General features: G+C 71.1%; 1 protein-coding gene. It reads left to right on the top strand.

Annotated elements, in window-relative coordinates; all coding sequences use genetic code 11:
• Positions 1-1,115 precede the first annotated feature (1,115 nt).
• Positions 1,116-2,045, top strand: a complete 930-nt coding sequence (locus tag ACFWJ4_RS41450) for a hypothetical protein (RefSeq protein WP_380554619.1) — start codon at positions 1,116-1,118, stop codon at positions 2,043-2,045.
• Positions 2,046-2,099 lie beyond the last annotated feature (54 nt).

The following is a 2,099-nucleotide window of genomic DNA, read 5'->3' on the forward strand; positions in this document are numbered from 1 at the left end:
GTGTACCTTGTGGTTGATTTGTCCCCCCAAAAACTTTTATAACAGCCCCCGGCCCCAGCGACTCGCTGGGGCCGCGGCCTTTTTGTGTTTTGCGAACGTGAAGAAGACCGGCAGAACGGGACTTCCGCCCAGACGCGGACGGTCCTGGCATGCCGGACAATGGAGAAGGTACGCAGGCCAGCAGGCCGGCGTCGAAACCGCGTGGCGGGAGCAGAGTCGCATGATGCTCCGTCCGCGGTGGAGCTGAAGCAGCAGAAGGAGTCACCACGATGTCGAACGAGCCCCAGGACCGTCCCGAGCGCCGATCGGACGACGGCCGAGGCTACGAGCCCCGGTCCCGCGGGGGCTGGTCCAACGACCGTGGCGGCTCCGGTCGCGATGACCGCCGTGACGACCGTTCGTCCGGTGGTTTCCGTCGCGACGACCGTCCCTCCGGTGGTTACCGTCGTGACGACCGTGACGACCGTCCGCGTCGTGACGACCGCCCGTCCGGTGGTGGTTTCAACCGCGACCGCGGCGACCGCCCGTCCGGTGGTGGCTTCCGTCGCGATGACCGTCCCTCCGGTGGTGGTTTCAACCGTGACCGCGGCGACCGCCCGGCGGGCGGCGGCTTCCGTCGCGATGACCGTCCCTCCGGTGGTGGTTTCAACCGTGACCGCGGCGACCGCCCGTCCGGTGGTGGCTTCCGTCGCGATGACCGTCCCTCCGGTGGTGGCTTCCGCCGTGACGACCGCCCGAGTGGTTTCCGTCGTGACGACCGTGACGACCGTCCGCGTCGTGACGACCGCCCGACCGGTGGTGGCTACGGCCGTGACCGTGACGACCGCGGCGGCGACCGCGGCGGCTTCCGCCGTGACGACCGTCCCTCCGGGGGGGGTTTCAACCGTGACCGCGGCGACCGCCCGTCCGGTGGTGGCTTCCGTCGTGACGACCGCCCGTCCGGCGGTGACCGTGGCGGTGACCGCGGCGGCTTCCGCCGTGACGACCGCCAGGGCGGCGGCTACGGCCGTGACCGTGACGACCGCGGTGGCTACGACGACCGCCGGGGCAACTACGAGCCCGTCAAGCGTCTGCCGATCCCGGAGGACATCACCGGCTTCGAGCTGGACGCGGACGTGCGCCAGGAGCTCAAGAGCCTGCCCAAGACCCTTGCGGACGACGTCGCCCGCAACCTGGTGATGGTGGCCCGCATGCTCGACAGCGAGCCGGAGGAGGCCTACCAGTACTCGCGCGTCGCGCTCCGTCTGGCCTCCCGCGTGGCGGCGGTCCGCGAGGCGGCCGGTTTCGCCTCGTACATGACGCAGCGTTACTCCGAGGCGCTGACCGAGTTCCGCGCCGCCCGTCGGATGACCGGCCGGGCGGACCTGTGGCCGGTGATGGCCGACTGCGAGCGCGGTCTGGGCCGCCCGGAGCGGGCGCTGGCGATGGCCGGTGAGCCCGAGGTGAAGCAGCTGGACAAGGCCGGCCAGGTCGAGATGCGTCTCGTGGCGGCCGGTGCCCGCAGCGACATGGAGCAGTTCGACGCTGCCGTGGTGACGCTGCAGAGCCCGGAGCTGGCTTCCAGCGCCGTGCACGCGTGGACCGCGCGCCTGCGGTACGCCTACGCCGAGGCCCTGATCGCGGCCGACCGGGCCGACGAGGCCCGTGACTGGTTCGCCAAGGCCGCCGAGGCCGACACCGAGGGCACCACCAACGCCTCGGAGCGGCTGGCCGAGATCGACGGCGTGGAGTTCATCGACACGCTCGACCCGGAGCTGGCCGAGGACGAGACCGAGTCGACGGATGCGCCGACGAAGAAGCGCGGTGGCGGCGACAACGCCGACGACCGCGTGATCTTCGAGGACGAGGAGGACGTCGAGGAGTTCTACGACGAGGACGACCTCGAGATCGACGAGGACTTCGACGGCGTCGTCCCCGAGCGCGTCCAGGAGGTCCAGGACACCAAGGCCGACACCAAGGCCGAGGCCGAGGACACCAAGGCCGCCAAGGCCGAGCCGAAGGCCGACGCCGACGCTGGCGCCGAGGCTGCCGCCGACAAGAGCTGAGCAGCTTCCCCGGCAACGCCGTGAGGCCCTGCCGTTCCCCGGAATCCCGGGGCC

Source organism: Kitasatospora sp. NPDC127067, from assembly GCF_042724755.1.
Lineage (GTDB): Bacteria > Actinomycetota > Actinomycetes > Streptomycetales > Streptomycetaceae > Kitasatospora > Kitasatospora lactacystinica.